The sequence below is a fragment of the Romboutsia sedimentorum genome (assembly GCF_030131845.1).
GTDB lineage: Bacteria > Bacillota > Clostridia > Peptostreptococcales > Peptostreptococcaceae > Romboutsia_D > Romboutsia_D sedimentorum.
The window spans coordinates 115,130-129,064 of record NZ_JASKYM010000006.1; the positions used below are offsets into that span (position 1 = coordinate 115,130).

Sequence of the window (13,935 nt, forward strand, 5' to 3'; positions counted from 1 at the left end):
TTATTACGGGGAATTAGTATTATTTAAATTTATTCTTAAAACTAAAAAGGAGGTAATCAAATGAATTGGAGCATTAAAAAATTTAAAGAATTAAATGGTGAAGAAGTATATAAAATATTAGAATTAAGAAATGAGGTATTTATTGTAGAGCAAGAGTGTGCATATCTAGACTGTGATAGTAAAGATAAAAATTCATATCATTTATTTACTGAAAAAAATGGAGAAATAATTGCATATTTAAGAATTTTAGAAAAAGGCGTTTCTTATGATGAAATGTCAATCGGAAGAGTAGCAGTTCATAAGAATTATCGTGGTAAAGGAATTTCAAGAGATATGATGATAAAAGCGATAGATTTTATAGAACATAATTTAAATGAAAATGAAATAAAAATTCAAGCACAATCATACTTAATTAACTTTTATGAGAGTCTCGGATTTGATAAAATTTCAAACGTATATTTAGAAGATAATATACCACATATAGATATGTTATATAAAAAATAAACATATATTTTGAAATTACAATTCGTGGTAGAGTGCTAAAAAAAACAAGTTCTATTTCAATAGGGTATTATCTATTTGGATAAATTTTGATTTAATAAAATTCTATTAGTAATATCCATTTAAGTAATCTCGGTATCTACCATTTTTGAATATTACAAAAGCACTTAGATTTTTTCTAAGTGCTTTTGTTAGCTTTTTATATTTGTAAAACAATATATTACTCCAGATTGTCTATAGCATATTGTGCTTCTTCTTGTGTAAATTTCTCACCCGCATCTGATGTTAATTGATCATAGATTGCACTTGAAGACATTGCCATGCTTTTTTGGTATGTTTTTGCTTTTTTTAATGCATTTTCTTTCCAATCTGCTTGTACATTATCTATAGCATATTGAGCTGCTTCTGCTGGAAACTTCTCACCTGCGTCTGATGTTAACTGATTATATAGTCCTGCTTTAGACATACTCATAGTCTCACTGTATGTTTTTGCTTTTATTAAAGCAGACTTATGTTCTGTTGGAACATTTTCTTCTTTTTTTTCTTCTACTGGAATATCTTTTTCTGTATTTTGGTTCTTACTAACTTCTTGTCCAATTCCATTGTCTGTTGTAGCAGAATCATTACCTCCACCACTTAGCGCCGCAACTATTATAAAGAATACTATTACTATGAACCAGCCTCTTTTATAAAATGGTTTCTTATTTTTTGCTCCACATCCTGGACAAGACTTAGCACTAGATGCTATTTCTTTAGAACAAGACTTACATTTCATCATTTTTGACATTACTTAATTCTCCTTTATTTATGTACATTATAATTCCTACAGTAAATAGTATAATACATAACCTTTGTCGAAATTTGTAATTTATTGACAATAATTATTTTTCTTTATTTTTATAGTTCCATATTACTATTTCAATACAAAAGTATTAATAACTCTTAATTGCTTAATCTCCTACTAAAACACTATATCTAAAATCAAAACAGGACTAAAGTACCCCAATACTAAGACCTTAAAAATGAGGCTACTTAGTAACACATTTAATAAACAAAAAAATCTTACTGATCATTTAATCAGCAAGATTTTTTTTTAATATATATCTTATATAATTTGTACTTAAATCAAACTCCCTAGCGATTTCTTTTACTGTATGTCCATCTTCAGACATTGCGATAATATTATCTTTCCTAGCATAATTATTTAAAGTTTTGATTGTTGGTATATATATATTTGAGCCACCATATAGGTTGCAAAATTTGATATATAGGTCCACTCCTAAAAGTGACGCTAATTCACGATGTTGCTTTGGAATATCAGATAAACAGTATTTGAAATTTCTCATTTTCAACACCTTCCCCTACTTTATATTATGTAAACCAAGTTATATCAATTTGATATATTCGTCAAAAACAAACCTACATTCTCCATTTTTCAACACTTAAAAGCAATTATTGATACAATATTAAGCTTAATATGGTACGCCTGTTTTTGAATATAAAAAAATTATAACAAGTGATAATTTTTTTATAAACACCTCAAATGAATATTTTATCATACATAATGCAATATATAGTTTACTTTTGTTATATTTATAATACCTTATATAATATAAGGAGGTTTATATGAAGAATAAAAAAATGAAAATAGCTCGCATCGAATGTGATATGAAACAAGATGATCTAGCCAAAGCAGTAGGGGTAACAAGGCAGACTATCGGATTAATAGAGTCAGGAAATTATAACCCTACTCTAAATCTTTGTATTGCAATATGTAAAGCTTTAGGGAAAACCTTAGATGATTTATTTTGGGAGGAATAATAATGAAAAATGTTAAAAATCAAGATGAAAGAGTTTTAACTCAAAGAAGAAAAATTCAAAGCGATGGATTTCAATTATTAATTTACGCATTGATTATATCAGTAGTAGTCCAACAGTTCTTTTTACAAACTCCACCTAGTCAATACATGGTTGAGTTTTTATGTTTAGTAGGTGCTGGATTTTATAATCTTATTCGTAATTTAAATATAGGTAACAATATTTTTTGTGATGATAAAGGTTCAGGTAAGCGTCTTTTTAAAAATGCTTTATTTTCTGGGGTAGGATCTGTTATTCTTTTTGCTGTGTTAAGTGGTGAACAAAATGCAGGTAATCTTTTAAATTACTTTTTAACCTTTACAGTGGCATCTGGTGGTATGACTTATCTTATTTACTATCTTGGTAAAAAGAAGCAAGATAAAATTAAAAGAGAACTCGATATTGATGAGGATGATATTGAGTAATATTTATTTGAATACGTTTATTAAAGTTATTTATGACTTTAATAAACGTATTACTAGAATGTAAAAAAGATTTATGTTATTATGGTGTTACAATTTTTGAATTATAAATTCAGAGGGGAATTTATAGTCTTTTTTATGGAAATTTTAAGGGGGAATGGATTTGAAAAATATTAAAAATAAATCTAATTTTAATAAATTAGATTTAGCAAAACAAGTACTTTTTTTCAATAGGAAACTTGAGAAAGGTTTTAAAATATCTGAAATTTGTTTTAATATAGGTATTTCATATAATACTATTTATGAGAGATTTGCTAGATATAATTATAAATATAATAAATTATCGAGACAATATGAATGTGTAGAAAAAATATTTACATATGATGATTAAGTGGTTGAAAAAGATTTAGAGAAAATAGTGACTAAGGTTTTTAATTCTAAAAATAAATATGAAGAAACTAAGCATTTAAAATGTTATGTATCGGGTAAAGTTATTAATAGATCGTTTAGAGTTTACGATACTGTCTTAGAGGATTTTACTAAGTTTTGTAAGAAATGCAATTATAATCAATGTGATATACTTTCAGAATTTATAAGAGAAGGCATTGAAAAATATAGTGGTGCTATTTAAATTTGTTTATTAACACATGAAACGTGGAGTTTACTTCACGTTTTTTATTATCTAAAATACTTTATAGTTTCCTTTTTGCGAGGTTTTAAGCTTTTATAGGTACAAATGCCTTGTAACACTTTGAAAATTCTTTGAAAAGGCTTCTATAATTTTTAATATTTATGTCTAATTAGTAAAGAGGCTTATTGAAGAAGGATATTAATTTTAAGACTAGAAATATTTTAATTAAGGGGATAAAGTATACTTCAAGAAAATATTATGCACTAATTAAGCAGTGGATAGAAGAAATAAAATATTTTCAATAATATTGAAATATAAGTACTGCAGTAGATAATGTATGAAGTATTTAACTTAATAATTTAGGGGAGGAATAGTACATGTCTACAGATATTAAGACTATAAAACAAGAGATAAAATATTTCTTGTTAATAAATTTTGGACTTATTGCTTTTATATCTATTTTTTTATTTATATCAGCATCAAGTCTAGATAGTAGCAAACTTATACATAATTTTAGCGTAATGTTTATGTATATTCCAGCATTTTCGGTAATTGTTGTATTAAAGAAATTTTCTAACTGTGAGTTCACTTCAAATGTAGAGCAGTTTTTAAGGGTCTTTGCTATATTTACATTAGTAAGAATAGTTACATCAATAGTGGACGTATTTGTATTTAAGAGTACTTTTATATCATCATTGATCGATACCTTTATATCTTTATATCTAGTAGTACTAATTTTATCTAAGGGGTCAGAATTTAAAGTACTTAATTTATGTTTAACTAAAAATTTAAAAAAAGTTATATTTGTAGTATTAATATTTTTCTTAGTAACTATTGGTAGAAGTTATGTTGGAGCTATATTAGATGGATCAAGCACTGTGAGTATGAAAGTTGATTTTTTAGCAATAGTAAAGAGTTTTATTATAAATTTTTGCTTTGGATTTAATTTGTTTTTTGGAGAAGAATTTGGATGGAGATATTTTCTTCAGCCAAGACTTCAAAAGCTTTATGGAAAAAGGCCTGGAGTATTAATCTTAGGATTTATATGGGGAATTTGGCATTTACCACTTTGTTTTACTTTGTATAATCCAAAAACACCAGTTTATGGTGTAATTCATCAGGTAGCATTTTGTATGTTATTAGGTGTATTTTTTGGATACGCTTATATGAAGACTGAAAATGTTTGGGCTCCAATATTAATACATTTGGTAAATAACGGTATCATAATGCTTGATGAAAGTTATGAGTCTGTAATTACAATAGATTCAATTTTAATTGGAGTTGTAGCTAATGCTATATTCTTTTTACCATTCTTATTTGCAAAAGAATATAAATCTAACAATGTTGAGGAAAGCTCAACACTAGATTTATAGTTTTCATATAGATAAAGCTGCCCCTAATATAGAGTTTTCTGTTTTAAATACCAAAAATATCAATTCTTTCGTGGTTATTTTAATTTTTAAAGTTATATTAATACAAATATCTTGATTTATAAATTTAAAGCTTTATTTTAGCTTGTATTAGTTTTAGGGAATATACTTTTATTAGGCGTGAAATTATTATAGATACCAATATGTACAATTTTTTATACAATAAAAATAGGAAAGAGTATTTAGCTCTTTCCTATTTTCTTAATGTTCATTTTTAAATTTAAAAGTATTATTGTTTTTGAAAATGATTATTATCACGCTTATATTTAACAAACATATGATAGGCTAATATTTGAATAATATTAGCTATTATTAGGATATCAACACCAAAGTTGTCCCCTGTAATAGCCATAATTAGCCCATCAACAACCATAATCATAAATAAATATATAGTAAAAGAACCCCAATCAGTTTCATAGTAACTATCACATTCTTTGCAACGATATCCAAACATACCCTCTATATAGTAATTTTTAGATTTTATTTTTACTTTATCATTATCGTTACAAATTTTACACTTTTTTGACATATAAATCCTCCTGCTAATATTGTTTTATATATTCATAAGCAAATAATAACTTATCACTAGAATTCGATTTGATCCTATCAATTAAACTATCGTCATTTTTAATTTTATCAATTCAAGCATTTCTTCATCTTCTTCATAAATATTAAAATAGCACTCTTTGATTTTATCAATGCTTTCTAAATCTTGATAAGATTCTTCTTCATCTAAATTCTTAAAATACATCTTCTCTTCTTCAACATTATAAATTGAATGTATCATTACATTTTCATCTTTTAACATAAATAGTAACTTTTTATCCATTTTATCCCCCTGAAACACTGTATTTATCCCTAAAGTTATTATAGTTTATTTCACGATGTTATATATGGATTTTAAGATATTTCACGATAAAGTGAAAATTACTAAGTAAGTATTTAAATTATTTATACATATACTGAAAGCTAATTTATTATTATTCTTTCACAACATCGTGAAACAAATATAAATTTTATTCGCTAATTCAAGATGGGATTATAGATGGTTCACTGAAAACAAGTTTTCCAAAGGAATGTTCAGAGCTATTACTTTTATTATGTAACATATGGTTAAACCCTATTTTATTTGATAGAACATATGAAGAAACAATAAATAGATTTAAGTTTATTCAATTTACTATGAAACAATTAGGTGTTGATGTTATAGATAACGAGTTATTAGATAAAGTTGAAAATAATCTTGAAGGGGTTGGGATAAATGAAATCAATAAATAACAAAGCTCTAGAAAGTAGAAAAAATACAATGGAATCATCAAAAAAAATTACTCAAGATTATAAGGTGTTCACAGCACCTTTAGAAGTTAGAAAAAAACGTTCTATGCTAGGTAGTAGTTGGAGGAATAGCAACACTAGGATTTAATTTAATAACATTAAAATCATTAAATAAAAGATAAAAAATCAATAAAATACTATTACCTAAAAACACATTTAAAGGTATCTAGTAAAAATGCCCTTAGAATCCATTTGTTTGGATTCTAAGGGCATAAACTTTATTCTAAATACATAGCTAGTCCCTAAAGTGAAATTTACAAACTAGTTTATTATTTTCTCCACTCAATAACATCCTCTATTTTCTTTCTGGGCCTTTGCTTTGGAGTTTCAAGAGGGTGACCTAATGAAATTGCCGCTACCATTTCACCTTCAACATTTAACCAATTATGAAGTTCTTTATATGCAAAGAATATATCGCATATCCATAAAGTACCAAGACCCCTATCTGTTGCTTCAATTAAAATATTTTCAATTGCAGCACTTACTGATTGAGTATTTGCAAATTCATATACTCTCTCTTCATTTGAAAGTTCAGCAAATAATCCCTTGCTAGCAGTATTTATAACAAATATTGTTACAGGAGCATCCTTCATAATTTCTAAAGAATACTTTGTGCCCTTTATATGAATTGTACTGTTAGGAAGCAATGAATAGTTACTAGTTGTTTCTCTTTCAAAGCCTTCTTCAAATGCACTTATCATTTCTTGCTTTGAATCTCCTTGGACAACAATGAACTTCCAAGGTTGTCTGTTCTTAGCAGACGGTGCTTTTGTTCCACTTTTGATTATTTCTTTAATCACACTATCTGGAACTTCTTTATCAGAAAATTTTCTTATACTTCTTCTATTTTCAATTGCATTTAACATAATATAACCTCCAAACTCAATTATAATAAGTTTAACTAACTAAAGATTATATCATATAATAAGAAATAGTATTGGTTATAGGTATTTTATTTCTACAAGGAATGTATTTGATGAATATCCAAATTAAATCTTAATATATCTATATAAAATTTTTTTGAATTGTTAACATCTGATACTGACAGTTCTGGAATTAAGGCATTAAATTTCATTATACTAAACTCCTTTTTATAAATAATGTTAGTATACTCCAATGAATTAAACAATAAATTCCCAATATCAATTAGTCTCTAAAAAGTTATTTAAAATTTATTATTGAATAATAATTCATAGTATAATAAAAATATATATATACAAATATAGAAAGGAAGTTTAAAAAATCTAGAGATGAGTAAAGAAGAGATAAAAGAGGCTAAATTAGAGCTTTTAAAAATGAGTGTAGATTCAAAAGACAGATATATGTATGAAAAAAGAAAAGAATCTATGTTGGAGAAAGTTAGCTTAATAGAGAGTGCTGATCAAAAAGGTGTTGAAAAAGGGGAATATAAAAAGGCTATAGAAATAGCCCAAAATGCTATAAATAATAATTTAGATGACAATACAATTAAGATAATAACAGGATTATCATTAGAAGAAATTAAAATATTAAGAAATAAAAAATAAGGGGAAAGAGAAATGTTAAGTATTCAAAGTAACAATTATAAAAAAATAAATTTTTCATTCATTAATGTTTATTGTCTATTATTTACAGTAACAACTATTATAAGTAGCTTAATTCAACTTACACTGTTCAAGCAAGTAAATGATACTAATTCACATATATTAAATAGAGCTATCGTCGTGGCAATTGGAACTAGTTCAATATATTTACTCTTATCCATTAAATTAAAAAATAAAATATTAGAAATACTTATTCCGTATGTAATTTCACTTAGTATAGTTTTACTCTATGTATTTTTTACAGGTTTTTTTGAAGAATTACATCCTAATGCTTATAGAGATATAACTTTGAATTATTCAGCTGTATTTATAATTGTCGCTTTTATAGTTAAATTCATAACTAGAAAAAGTAAAGTATAAAGAGCAGAGATTATTTAACTAGTTTCTAAAAATTCATTTAAAGATGACTAGTAAAAATGCCCTTAGAATCCAAATGAATGAATTCTAAGGGCATTAATTTCATTTTGAGTACATAACTATCCTTAAAGTAAAATTTTAAGGATAGTGGAAATAATAGACTACTAAATTTAATTTTTGGTGTAATTTTTTTTAGTTTATATTGATGGCAGTAGTAATAAAATGTAAATACAAGAATTAGTAGATTAAATAATAAAAAGTAAAAAATTAAGAAATAATTGTGAAATAGAAAAATATGAACAATCAATAGAAGATTTTACAAGTAATAAGGGGGATGTATATATGGCTAAGTGTGAACGTCATTTTAAGGGGGATTTTAATCAGTTCTTAAAAATAATGGAAGATGGTATTTTGGCTAAGAGTGTTTCTGCGACTTGTGAAGATATAAGTGATTATGAGAATAGTGGAGTATTATGTGCTATTCGTGTTTATGAAAGATATAGTGCAATAGGGGGTAACCGTGTAAGCCTAAGTATTACATTGATAGGAAAAGGTGAAGAGTTGTTTTTATCTGCTATTACTTCCGGTGGAAGCCAAGCTATGTTTTTTAAGCTTAATACTTTTGGAGAAGAAGCCTTTTTAGATAATGTTATAAGTATTGCAGATAACTATATAAAAAAAGTAAACATGGACTAAAATAGCGTTATTGGGGAGTTAAATATAAAAAGGGTATCGAAATAGCTCAAAATGCTATAAATAACAACTTAGATGATAATACAATTAAGATATTAACGGGATTATCATTAGAAAAAATTACAATATTAAGAAATAAAAAATAAGGCTTAGTTAAGGCCTTATTTTTTCTAATTATACGATCAATTTAAATTTTGACACTTGTTATAAAACTTAGGTTTTTAAATTGACACATATAAGGCATCCTAAGGTTTTTTACCTATAATAATCGGTAAATCTCAAAATAAAATACCACAAAAATAATGATCCATATAATTAAAGATATTAAAATTATTAAGAGTTTACCTTTTGTATTATTTTCGATATTTTTATATGTGCAACAATAATCATATTGATATACAATTCCCAATAGTAGAGATAATATAAATATACTTAAATTAAATATTAAATTATTTGAAATTTCAAATATAGGAAATACAAATGCTCTAATCGCTAAAAGTGCTATAAGTATGTTAGAAGTATATATTGCTAATTTTTGAAGTTTTTTTCTTGATATCATAAAATTTCCACTCCTTTGTATTAAATTATAAAGGAAATTAACTATTTCTCAAAATTTATTCAATAATAGTTCATAGTATAATAAAAAAAATATATAAAAATACAGAAAGGAACTTTATAATTAATATATAAGTAATGGAGGAATTGATTTGAAAAAAATACTAAAAATTACAATTATAGGTATAGCTACACTATGTATGAGTATTATCTTACTATTAAGGACAATATCATACTCATCTAAAATAAAAGATCCATTAATTGGTCTAAATGCACTAGTAAAGATAGTAAAAAGCGATAACTCTGTGGAGCTAATTTCTAAAAATCCACTAAGATATATAGCTAAAAGTGAAGATGATTTTAAACAATACATGGAAAATAAAGGATACGATGTAGATCAAGCAGGAAGAGGTTTTTACTTTACAAAAGGTAAAGAAAGTATAGCACTAGGAATGGAAGGTTTTATGGGTAACTACAAAATATTTACTGATGAATATTAAAATAATAATTATTCTATTTTATTAGCTTTGGTAAAAGTATAACTAGTAATTATACGTGGAACATCAAAGCCTATTTTATTTTTTTCAACTTTACCCTCATACTTGTATTTACCTAGATACAATCTGTTTTTTAAAATATAACATACTCTTTGTTTACTCATAGAGTACTTTTGGGCTATCTTAGTATAAGTTATTCCCTTACACCTCATTTTAAAAATATCTTTAACTATTTCTGCTTCATCATAATTTATTGTTAAGTGTTCATCAACTAAATTATAACCAAAAGCAATTTTGCCACCAGGATATAATTTTTTTTCACCTTTTGCAAGTCGACCTGACTTTGTTCTCTCCACGATCAGTTGCCTTTCAAATTCAGAGAAAGAACCTAGCATTTGTAAAAATAACATTCCTTGTGCAGTCGAAGTGTCAAACATTTCTGTTATGCTTACTAAATCAACTTTAAATTCTTTTAGTTGCTTAATCATTCCAAGCAAATCATATAAACTCCTATGAAGTCTATCATTTTTATAAACTACAATTCCATCAACATTACTTTCTTCGCTTCCTAAAAATTCCATCATATCTTGATAATTAGGTCTATCAGTATTTTTTGGAGATATACCTTCATCTTTATAAATCTTTACTAAATTTAGATTATGCAAACTACAATACATTTGAATTTTTTCTATTTGAACTTCTATAGATGTATTATCAATTTGTGAAGCAGATGAAATTCTAACATAGCCTACAACGTTTTTCATTTTCATTTACTCCTTAATGTCTATTTTTTTAATTAAGTTTGTCCTAGTTTTGTATATTTCAGTCAAATTAATTAGCAACACTTATACTAGGCTCTGTGGCTCTAACTAATGAGACTATATGGGCATATATTGATGTTTTAGCAAGTCGAATCGAATCTTTCTTAGGTAGAGATTATAATGAGTTTGATAAGTACAAATTTGAAGGAAACCAATCAATAGAGGATAATGGATTAGTTCTTAATCTAGGAGATGTAATGCTTGATGATGGACAATTAATTATAAGTTTAAGTATGGATTATACTAATTTTGATTTTAAGAAGTATGGCATTAGTAAAAAAGATTTCATTCCAAACATACCTATGGTAACTATAGGAGATATGTCTTTTCCTGGTCAAGGAGGAGGAATTATACCAAGAGATTTAACAAGTGAAAATAAAAAAGAGTTTTTATACACTGTTGATTTAACTTCTCTTGATACTGATGGAGATGGCTTGGGCGATACTGACTTTGATATACTTGATAATCTAGAAAAAAATAAAGACTATGATTTAAAAATTCAATTTAAAGACTTTAGTATAGGCGAGTCAAAAACTGAAAAAGGAAGGCTATTGAGTAAAAACTTTGGACCTTGGGAGTTTAATACTGTTATTAATAGTTCTAATATATCTAGTGATTTAAAGATTATTGATATTAATAAAGTTATAGATATAAGCGAAGGAGATACAAAGCGTAAATTTGAAATTGATGAATTAAGAATATCACCTGTTTCAGTAAATATCAAAACGCAAGTAAAAGGAGATACACCCGATAAAATGTATTCAACAAATTTAACAGATTTATTAGTGAAAGATGAAAATGGAATACCCTTATCTGGTGGTGGTATTGCTAATTCAAATGGAGATGGTATGTGTTATAAATTTGAGCTTAAAGGTACAGAAAAGAAGATTACAATAATTCCTGTAATTAGAGAAAAAAGTAATTTATCAGGTGCTACTGAGTATCTTGACGATAAAAAGATAGATGAAAAAATAGAAATAGAGATTCCTTAAATTAATATTGTATAGAATCTTTTCATGCCATTTTAAAGAAAGGAGAAGTTTATAGGGTTAAGTATTTTGATTTTGAGTCTGCAAAACTAAGGCTATTTGAATATATAGAAGGTTGGTACAATAGAAAAAAATTCAAGGAAAAGGTTAAATAAAATAAACCGTCAAAAGCCTTTAGAGACTTTAACCTATCTTATGTTGACGACTATCGTCTTCCACCGTAGTTTAGACAGTGGGGCGCTACAAATGTCTTCACCATAAAATACGTTAAAAGCTAAGAAATCTTGTGCGGTTATATCACTTTTTATTTGTACGAATTTTGTATTTTTAGCTACTTCATTTATGTATTGTGAGTTGAATACTTCTTTTAGATTTTTAATTGAATGTTTAACTCTTTTTTGCATAATTTGAAGTCTCTCTTTCTTTTGTGATTTCTTAAAATTATCTCATAAAGCTAAAAAATATACTATTAAGTTGACAGCCTCTCTTTGATATTAATTATATTAAACTGCCAAGGTAACCATATCTTCTAGTAACTTCTTTGCAAATTCATCTAATTTAGCAATAGTATTTTTTATATCTTCTTTAGTAGTCTCATGGTTAATACAACACATTCTTAAAACAACTCTATTGTTTAAAATAGTTGTAAATATCCCTGCATAATTACTTTGAAGCATTAAATTAGAAATACCATTATTTATATCATCTGTTTCTTTTTGTGAAATACCACAAGGAGCATATCTAAAATTAATAATAGCTAAACTTGGCTTTGAAATTATTTCCCAGTTATCCAAACCTTCTAGTAAATCTTTAACATACTCGGCAAGATCAATACTGTATTCTATTCTTCTACTTATTTCATCAGTACCTAAAGTCTGCAAAGTAGTCCAAAGTTTAAGATATCTAGCAGGTCTAGTTAATTCCATTCCAATATTTCCATAGTTGATTTGGCCATTATCTACATCTAAATCTCTTAAGTATTCCGGATTTTCACTAAAACTTTTTGCTGAATTATTTTTATCTTTTACAATTACTATTCCACAAGCGTATGTTTGGAATAACCATTTATGAGCATCCCAACTTAAACTATCAGCATTTTCAATACCCTCTAATAAATTATTATAGTTTTTAGATAATAATATTGATGCTCCATATGCTCCATCAACATGCATCCATAATTTATACTTTGAGCATACATTAGAAATTTTATACATTGGATCAATACTTGCTGTGTTAGTTGTTCCAGCACTTGCAATTATTACAAATGGTTTTAATCCTTTTAAAATATCTGCTTGTATTGTTCTTTCAAGTTCATTTATATTCATTTTATAATTTGAATCAGAAGATATCTTTCTTATATTTTGAGGAGATATCCCAGATATTTTTAAAGCCTTTTTAATCGAACTATGTGTTTGATCAGACACATAAGCAACTCCTAAGTGAAATGTTTCAGGTGAAAGTTTATTATCTCTCGCAGTTACTAAAGCTGTAAGGTTTGCCATAGAACCTCCTGAGACAAATAAACCAACAGATTTAGTTGTATCATAACCTACCTTTTTAGATAACCAATCAATTAAATTTTTTTCAATACAACTTGCACCAGATGATAACATCCAGCTTGCAGTATGTAAATTATAAGCACTTGTCATAACATCACCAATCCAAGAAGTAATATCTGCTGGTCCAGGTATAAATCCAAAGAATCTTGGGTGATCTACTTTTGCTCTGTAATCATAAACATCTTCAACCATTTCATTTATAACTTCTTGAATTTTTCTACCTTCATTTGGTATATTAATATTTTTAATTTTTTCAAGTTGGCTAGAATCAGCTACTTTTACTATATCACTTGATGGTAGATTTTCTCTTTCTTGAAAATATTGTTCGATAAAACAATTTAAAGATTTTTTGATTTGTGTATCATTCATTTTAAAACTACTCCCTTTCTTCCAATATTTGGATTTAGCAAATTAATAGTAGCACTAAATTATAGATTAATCAAATCATCAAGTTGCAGTTTTATTTAAATAGAAAATTTTACATATGTATAAGGGGACCTGATTTTTTTCCGAAAACTATTATATAAGAGTATCTATATAACCTAATAATTTTAATAAAAAAAATAGACTACATGCCCTATTGATATAGATAGCATTAGTCTATTTAAAAATATTTAATTTTAATTAAAATACATAAAGGGCTTACCGAATAATAAAAGTATAGTTCAAAAACATAGTAATTTCCATATAAAAAAAGAAACTTAG

20 protein-coding genes and 1 pseudogene are annotated in these 13,935 nt (G+C 26.3%); 13 read left to right on the plus strand and 8 right to left on the minus strand.

Annotation, left to right across the window (positions count from 1 at the left end; all coding sequences use genetic code 11):
• Positions 1-60: 60 nt before the first annotated feature.
• Positions 61-504: a GNAT family N-acetyltransferase gene (locus tag QOZ84_RS11950; RefSeq protein ID WP_284133193.1), complete on the plus strand. Its 444-nt coding sequence runs from the start codon at positions 61-63 to the stop codon at positions 502-504.
• Between the two features lie 217 nt (positions 505-721).
• On the opposite strand, the gene QOZ84_RS11955 is transcribed toward QOZ84_RS11950, so the two are convergent.
• Together QOZ84_RS11955 and QOZ84_RS11960 are read right to left on the minus strand one after the other, a co-directional pair.
• Positions 722-1,288, minus strand: a complete 567-nt coding sequence (locus tag QOZ84_RS11955; RefSeq protein WP_284133194.1) for an Ltp family lipoprotein — start codon at positions 1,286-1,288, stop codon at positions 722-724.
• 286 nt (positions 1,289-1,574) lie between these two features.
• A complete protein-coding gene (locus QOZ84_RS11960) occupies positions 1,575-1,847 on the minus strand; it encodes a Mor transcription activator family protein (RefSeq protein ID WP_284133195.1) in 273 nt (90 codons plus the stop codon).
• Between the two features lie 280 nt (positions 1,848-2,127).
• Here QOZ84_RS11960 and QOZ84_RS11965 point away from each other — a divergent pair, with 280 nt between their 5' ends.
• The 5 genes from QOZ84_RS11965 to QOZ84_RS11985 all read left to right on the plus strand — a co-directional run bounded on the left by QOZ84_RS11965 (position 2,128) and on the right by QOZ84_RS11985 (position 4,784).
• Positions 2,128-2,322 carry a helix-turn-helix transcriptional regulator gene (locus QOZ84_RS11965; protein ID WP_284133196.1) on the plus strand — a complete coding sequence of 65 codons (195 nt, stop codon included), beginning with the start codon at positions 2,128-2,130 and terminating at the stop codon, positions 2,320-2,322.
• A gap of 2 nt (positions 2,323-2,324) precedes the next feature.
• Positions 2,325-2,783 (plus strand): DUF6773 family protein, encoded by a 459-nt coding sequence (locus tag QOZ84_RS11970; RefSeq protein WP_284133197.1) that lies wholly within the window; start codon positions 2,325-2,327, stop codon positions 2,781-2,783.
• Positions 2,784-2,943: 160 nt separating this feature from the next.
• Positions 2,944-3,171: a hypothetical protein gene (locus QOZ84_RS11975; protein WP_284133198.1), complete on the plus strand. Its 228-nt coding sequence runs from the start codon at positions 2,944-2,946 to the stop codon at positions 3,169-3,171.
• Positions 3,172-3,411, plus strand: coding sequence for a hypothetical protein (locus QOZ84_RS11980; protein WP_284133199.1), 240 nt, complete (start codon positions 3,172-3,174; stop codon positions 3,409-3,411).
• A gap of 377 nt (positions 3,412-3,788) precedes the next feature.
• Entirely contained in the window at positions 3,789-4,784 is a 996-nt protein-coding gene (locus QOZ84_RS11985) for a CPBP family intramembrane glutamic endopeptidase (protein ID WP_284133200.1), read from the plus strand.
• 286 nt (positions 4,785-5,070) lie between these two features.
• On the opposite strand, the gene QOZ84_RS11990 is transcribed toward QOZ84_RS11985, so the two are convergent.
• On the minus strand, positions 5,071-5,370 hold the full coding sequence (locus tag QOZ84_RS11990; RefSeq protein WP_284133201.1) for a hypothetical protein: 300 nt from the start codon (positions 5,368-5,370) through the stop codon (positions 5,071-5,073).
• An 81-nt stretch (positions 5,371-5,451) separates the two neighbouring features.
• Positions 5,452-5,670 carry a hypothetical protein gene (locus QOZ84_RS11995; RefSeq protein ID WP_284133202.1) on the minus strand — a complete coding sequence of 73 codons (219 nt, stop codon included), beginning with the start codon at positions 5,668-5,670 and terminating at the stop codon, positions 5,452-5,454.
• 432 nt (positions 5,671-6,102) lie between these two features.
• On the opposite strand from QOZ84_RS11995, the gene QOZ84_RS12000 reads away from it, so the two are divergent.
• The gene (locus tag QOZ84_RS12000; RefSeq protein WP_284133203.1) at positions 6,103-6,264 is read left to right on the plus strand and encodes a hypothetical protein; all 162 of its coding nucleotides are present in this window, start codon (positions 6,103-6,105) and stop codon (positions 6,262-6,264) included.
• A 181-nt stretch (positions 6,265-6,445) separates the two neighbouring features.
• Here the strand turns inward: QOZ84_RS12000 and QOZ84_RS12005 are convergent, their stop codons facing one another.
• Complete coding sequence (locus tag QOZ84_RS12005; RefSeq protein WP_284133204.1) at positions 6,446-7,042, minus strand: nitroreductase family protein; 597 nt, start codon at positions 7,040-7,042, stop codon at positions 6,446-6,448.
• Positions 7,043-7,426: 384 nt separating this feature from the next.
• On the opposite strand from QOZ84_RS12005, the gene QOZ84_RS12010 reads away from it, so the two are divergent.
• The 4 genes from QOZ84_RS12010 (at position 7,427) to QOZ84_RS12025 (ending at position 9,864) form a co-directional block, all read left to right on the plus strand.
• A complete protein-coding gene (locus tag QOZ84_RS12010) occupies positions 7,427-7,702 on the plus strand; it encodes a hypothetical protein (protein ID WP_284133205.1) in 276 nt (91 codons plus the stop codon).
• Between the two features lie 12 nt (positions 7,703-7,714).
• The gene (locus QOZ84_RS12015; protein ID WP_284133206.1) at positions 7,715-8,119 is read left to right on the plus strand and encodes a DUF6608 family protein; all 405 of its coding nucleotides are present in this window, start codon (positions 7,715-7,717) and stop codon (positions 8,117-8,119) included.
• 339 nt (positions 8,120-8,458) lie between these two features.
• Positions 8,459-8,812, plus strand: coding sequence for a DUF6054 family protein (locus tag QOZ84_RS12020; protein ID WP_284133207.1), 354 nt, complete (start codon positions 8,459-8,461; stop codon positions 8,810-8,812).
• 704 nt (positions 8,813-9,516) lie between these two features.
• On the plus strand, positions 9,517-9,864 hold the full coding sequence (locus QOZ84_RS12025; protein ID WP_284133208.1) for a hypothetical protein: 348 nt from the start codon (positions 9,517-9,519) through the stop codon (positions 9,862-9,864).
• A gap of 8 nt (positions 9,865-9,872) precedes the next feature.
• Here the strand turns inward: QOZ84_RS12025 and QOZ84_RS12030 are convergent, their stop codons facing one another.
• Positions 9,873-10,625 carry a recombinase family protein gene (locus QOZ84_RS12030; protein WP_284133209.1) on the minus strand — a complete coding sequence of 251 codons (753 nt, stop codon included), beginning with the start codon at positions 10,623-10,625 and terminating at the stop codon, positions 9,873-9,875.
• Positions 10,626-10,720: 95 nt separating this feature from the next.
• On the opposite strand from QOZ84_RS12030, the gene QOZ84_RS12035 reads away from it, so the two are divergent.
• Positions 10,721-11,674, plus strand: a complete 954-nt coding sequence (locus tag QOZ84_RS12035) for a DUF4179 domain-containing protein (RefSeq protein WP_284133210.1) — start codon at positions 10,721-10,723, stop codon at positions 11,672-11,674.
• An 8-nt stretch (positions 11,675-11,682) separates the two neighbouring features.
• Positions 11,683-11,826: pseudogene (locus QOZ84_RS12040) on the plus strand (IS3 family transposase); the annotation flags it as partial.
• 33 nt (positions 11,827-11,859) lie between these two features.
• Here the strand turns inward: QOZ84_RS12040 and QOZ84_RS12045 are convergent.
• Positions 11,860-12,075, minus strand: a complete 216-nt coding sequence (locus QOZ84_RS12045; protein WP_284133211.1) for a hypothetical protein — start codon at positions 12,073-12,075, stop codon at positions 11,860-11,862.
• Positions 12,076-12,174: 99 nt separating this feature from the next.
• Positions 12,175-13,599, minus strand: coding sequence for a pyridoxal phosphate-dependent decarboxylase family protein (locus QOZ84_RS12050; RefSeq protein WP_284133212.1), 1,425 nt, complete (start codon positions 13,597-13,599; stop codon positions 12,175-12,177).
• Positions 13,600-13,935: the final 336 nt, after the last annotated feature.

What these genes read in the sequence shown, in the direction of transcription:
- QOZ84_RS11995 (WP_284133202.1), bottom strand. Translation starts at nt 5,670, where the DNA reads ATGGATAAAAAGTTACTATTTATGTTAAAAGATGAAAATGTAATGATA.
- QOZ84_RS11950 (WP_284133193.1), top strand. Translation starts at nt 61, where the DNA reads ATGAATTGGAGCATTAAAAAATTTAAAGAATTAAATGGTGAAGAAGTA.
- QOZ84_RS11970 (WP_284133197.1), top strand. Translation starts at nt 2,325, where the DNA reads ATGAAAAATGTTAAAAATCAAGATGAAAGAGTTTTAACTCAAAGAAGA.
- QOZ84_RS12030 (WP_284133209.1), bottom strand. Translation starts at nt 10,625, where the DNA reads ATGAAAAACGTTGTAGGCTATGTTAGAATTTCATCTGCTTCACAAATT.
- QOZ84_RS11955 (WP_284133194.1), bottom strand. Translation starts at nt 1,288, where the DNA reads ATGTCAAAAATGATGAAATGTAAGTCTTGTTCTAAAGAAATAGCATCT.
- QOZ84_RS12005 (WP_284133204.1), bottom strand. Translation starts at nt 7,042, where the DNA reads ATGTTAAATGCAATTGAAAATAGAAGAAGTATAAGAAAATTTTCTGAT.
- QOZ84_RS12045 (WP_284133211.1), bottom strand. Translation starts at nt 12,075, where the DNA reads ATGCAAAAAAGAGTTAAACATTCAATTAAAAATCTAAAAGAAGTATTC.
- QOZ84_RS11985 (WP_284133200.1), top strand. Translation starts at nt 3,789, where the DNA reads ATGTCTACAGATATTAAGACTATAAAACAAGAGATAAAATATTTCTTG.
- QOZ84_RS12010 (WP_284133205.1), top strand. Translation starts at nt 7,427, where the DNA reads ATGAGTAAAGAAGAGATAAAAGAGGCTAAATTAGAGCTTTTAAAAATG.
- QOZ84_RS11960 (WP_284133195.1), bottom strand. Translation starts at nt 1,847, where the DNA reads ATGAGAAATTTCAAATACTGTTTATCTGATATTCCAAAGCAACATCGT.
- QOZ84_RS12015 (WP_284133206.1), top strand. Translation starts at nt 7,715, where the DNA reads ATGTTAAGTATTCAAAGTAACAATTATAAAAAAATAAATTTTTCATTC.
- QOZ84_RS12050 (WP_284133212.1), bottom strand. Translation starts at nt 13,599, where the DNA reads ATGAATGATACACAAATCAAAAAATCTTTAAATTGTTTTATCGAACAA.
- QOZ84_RS11965 (WP_284133196.1), top strand. Translation starts at nt 2,128, where the DNA reads ATGAAGAATAAAAAAATGAAAATAGCTCGCATCGAATGTGATATGAAA.
- QOZ84_RS12020 (WP_284133207.1), top strand. Translation starts at nt 8,459, where the DNA reads ATGGCTAAGTGTGAACGTCATTTTAAGGGGGATTTTAATCAGTTCTTA.
- QOZ84_RS11990 (WP_284133201.1), bottom strand. Translation starts at nt 5,370, where the DNA reads ATGTCAAAAAAGTGTAAAATTTGTAACGATAATGATAAAGTAAAAATA.
- QOZ84_RS12000 (WP_284133203.1), top strand. Translation starts at nt 6,103, where the DNA reads ATGAAATCAATAAATAACAAAGCTCTAGAAAGTAGAAAAAATACAATG.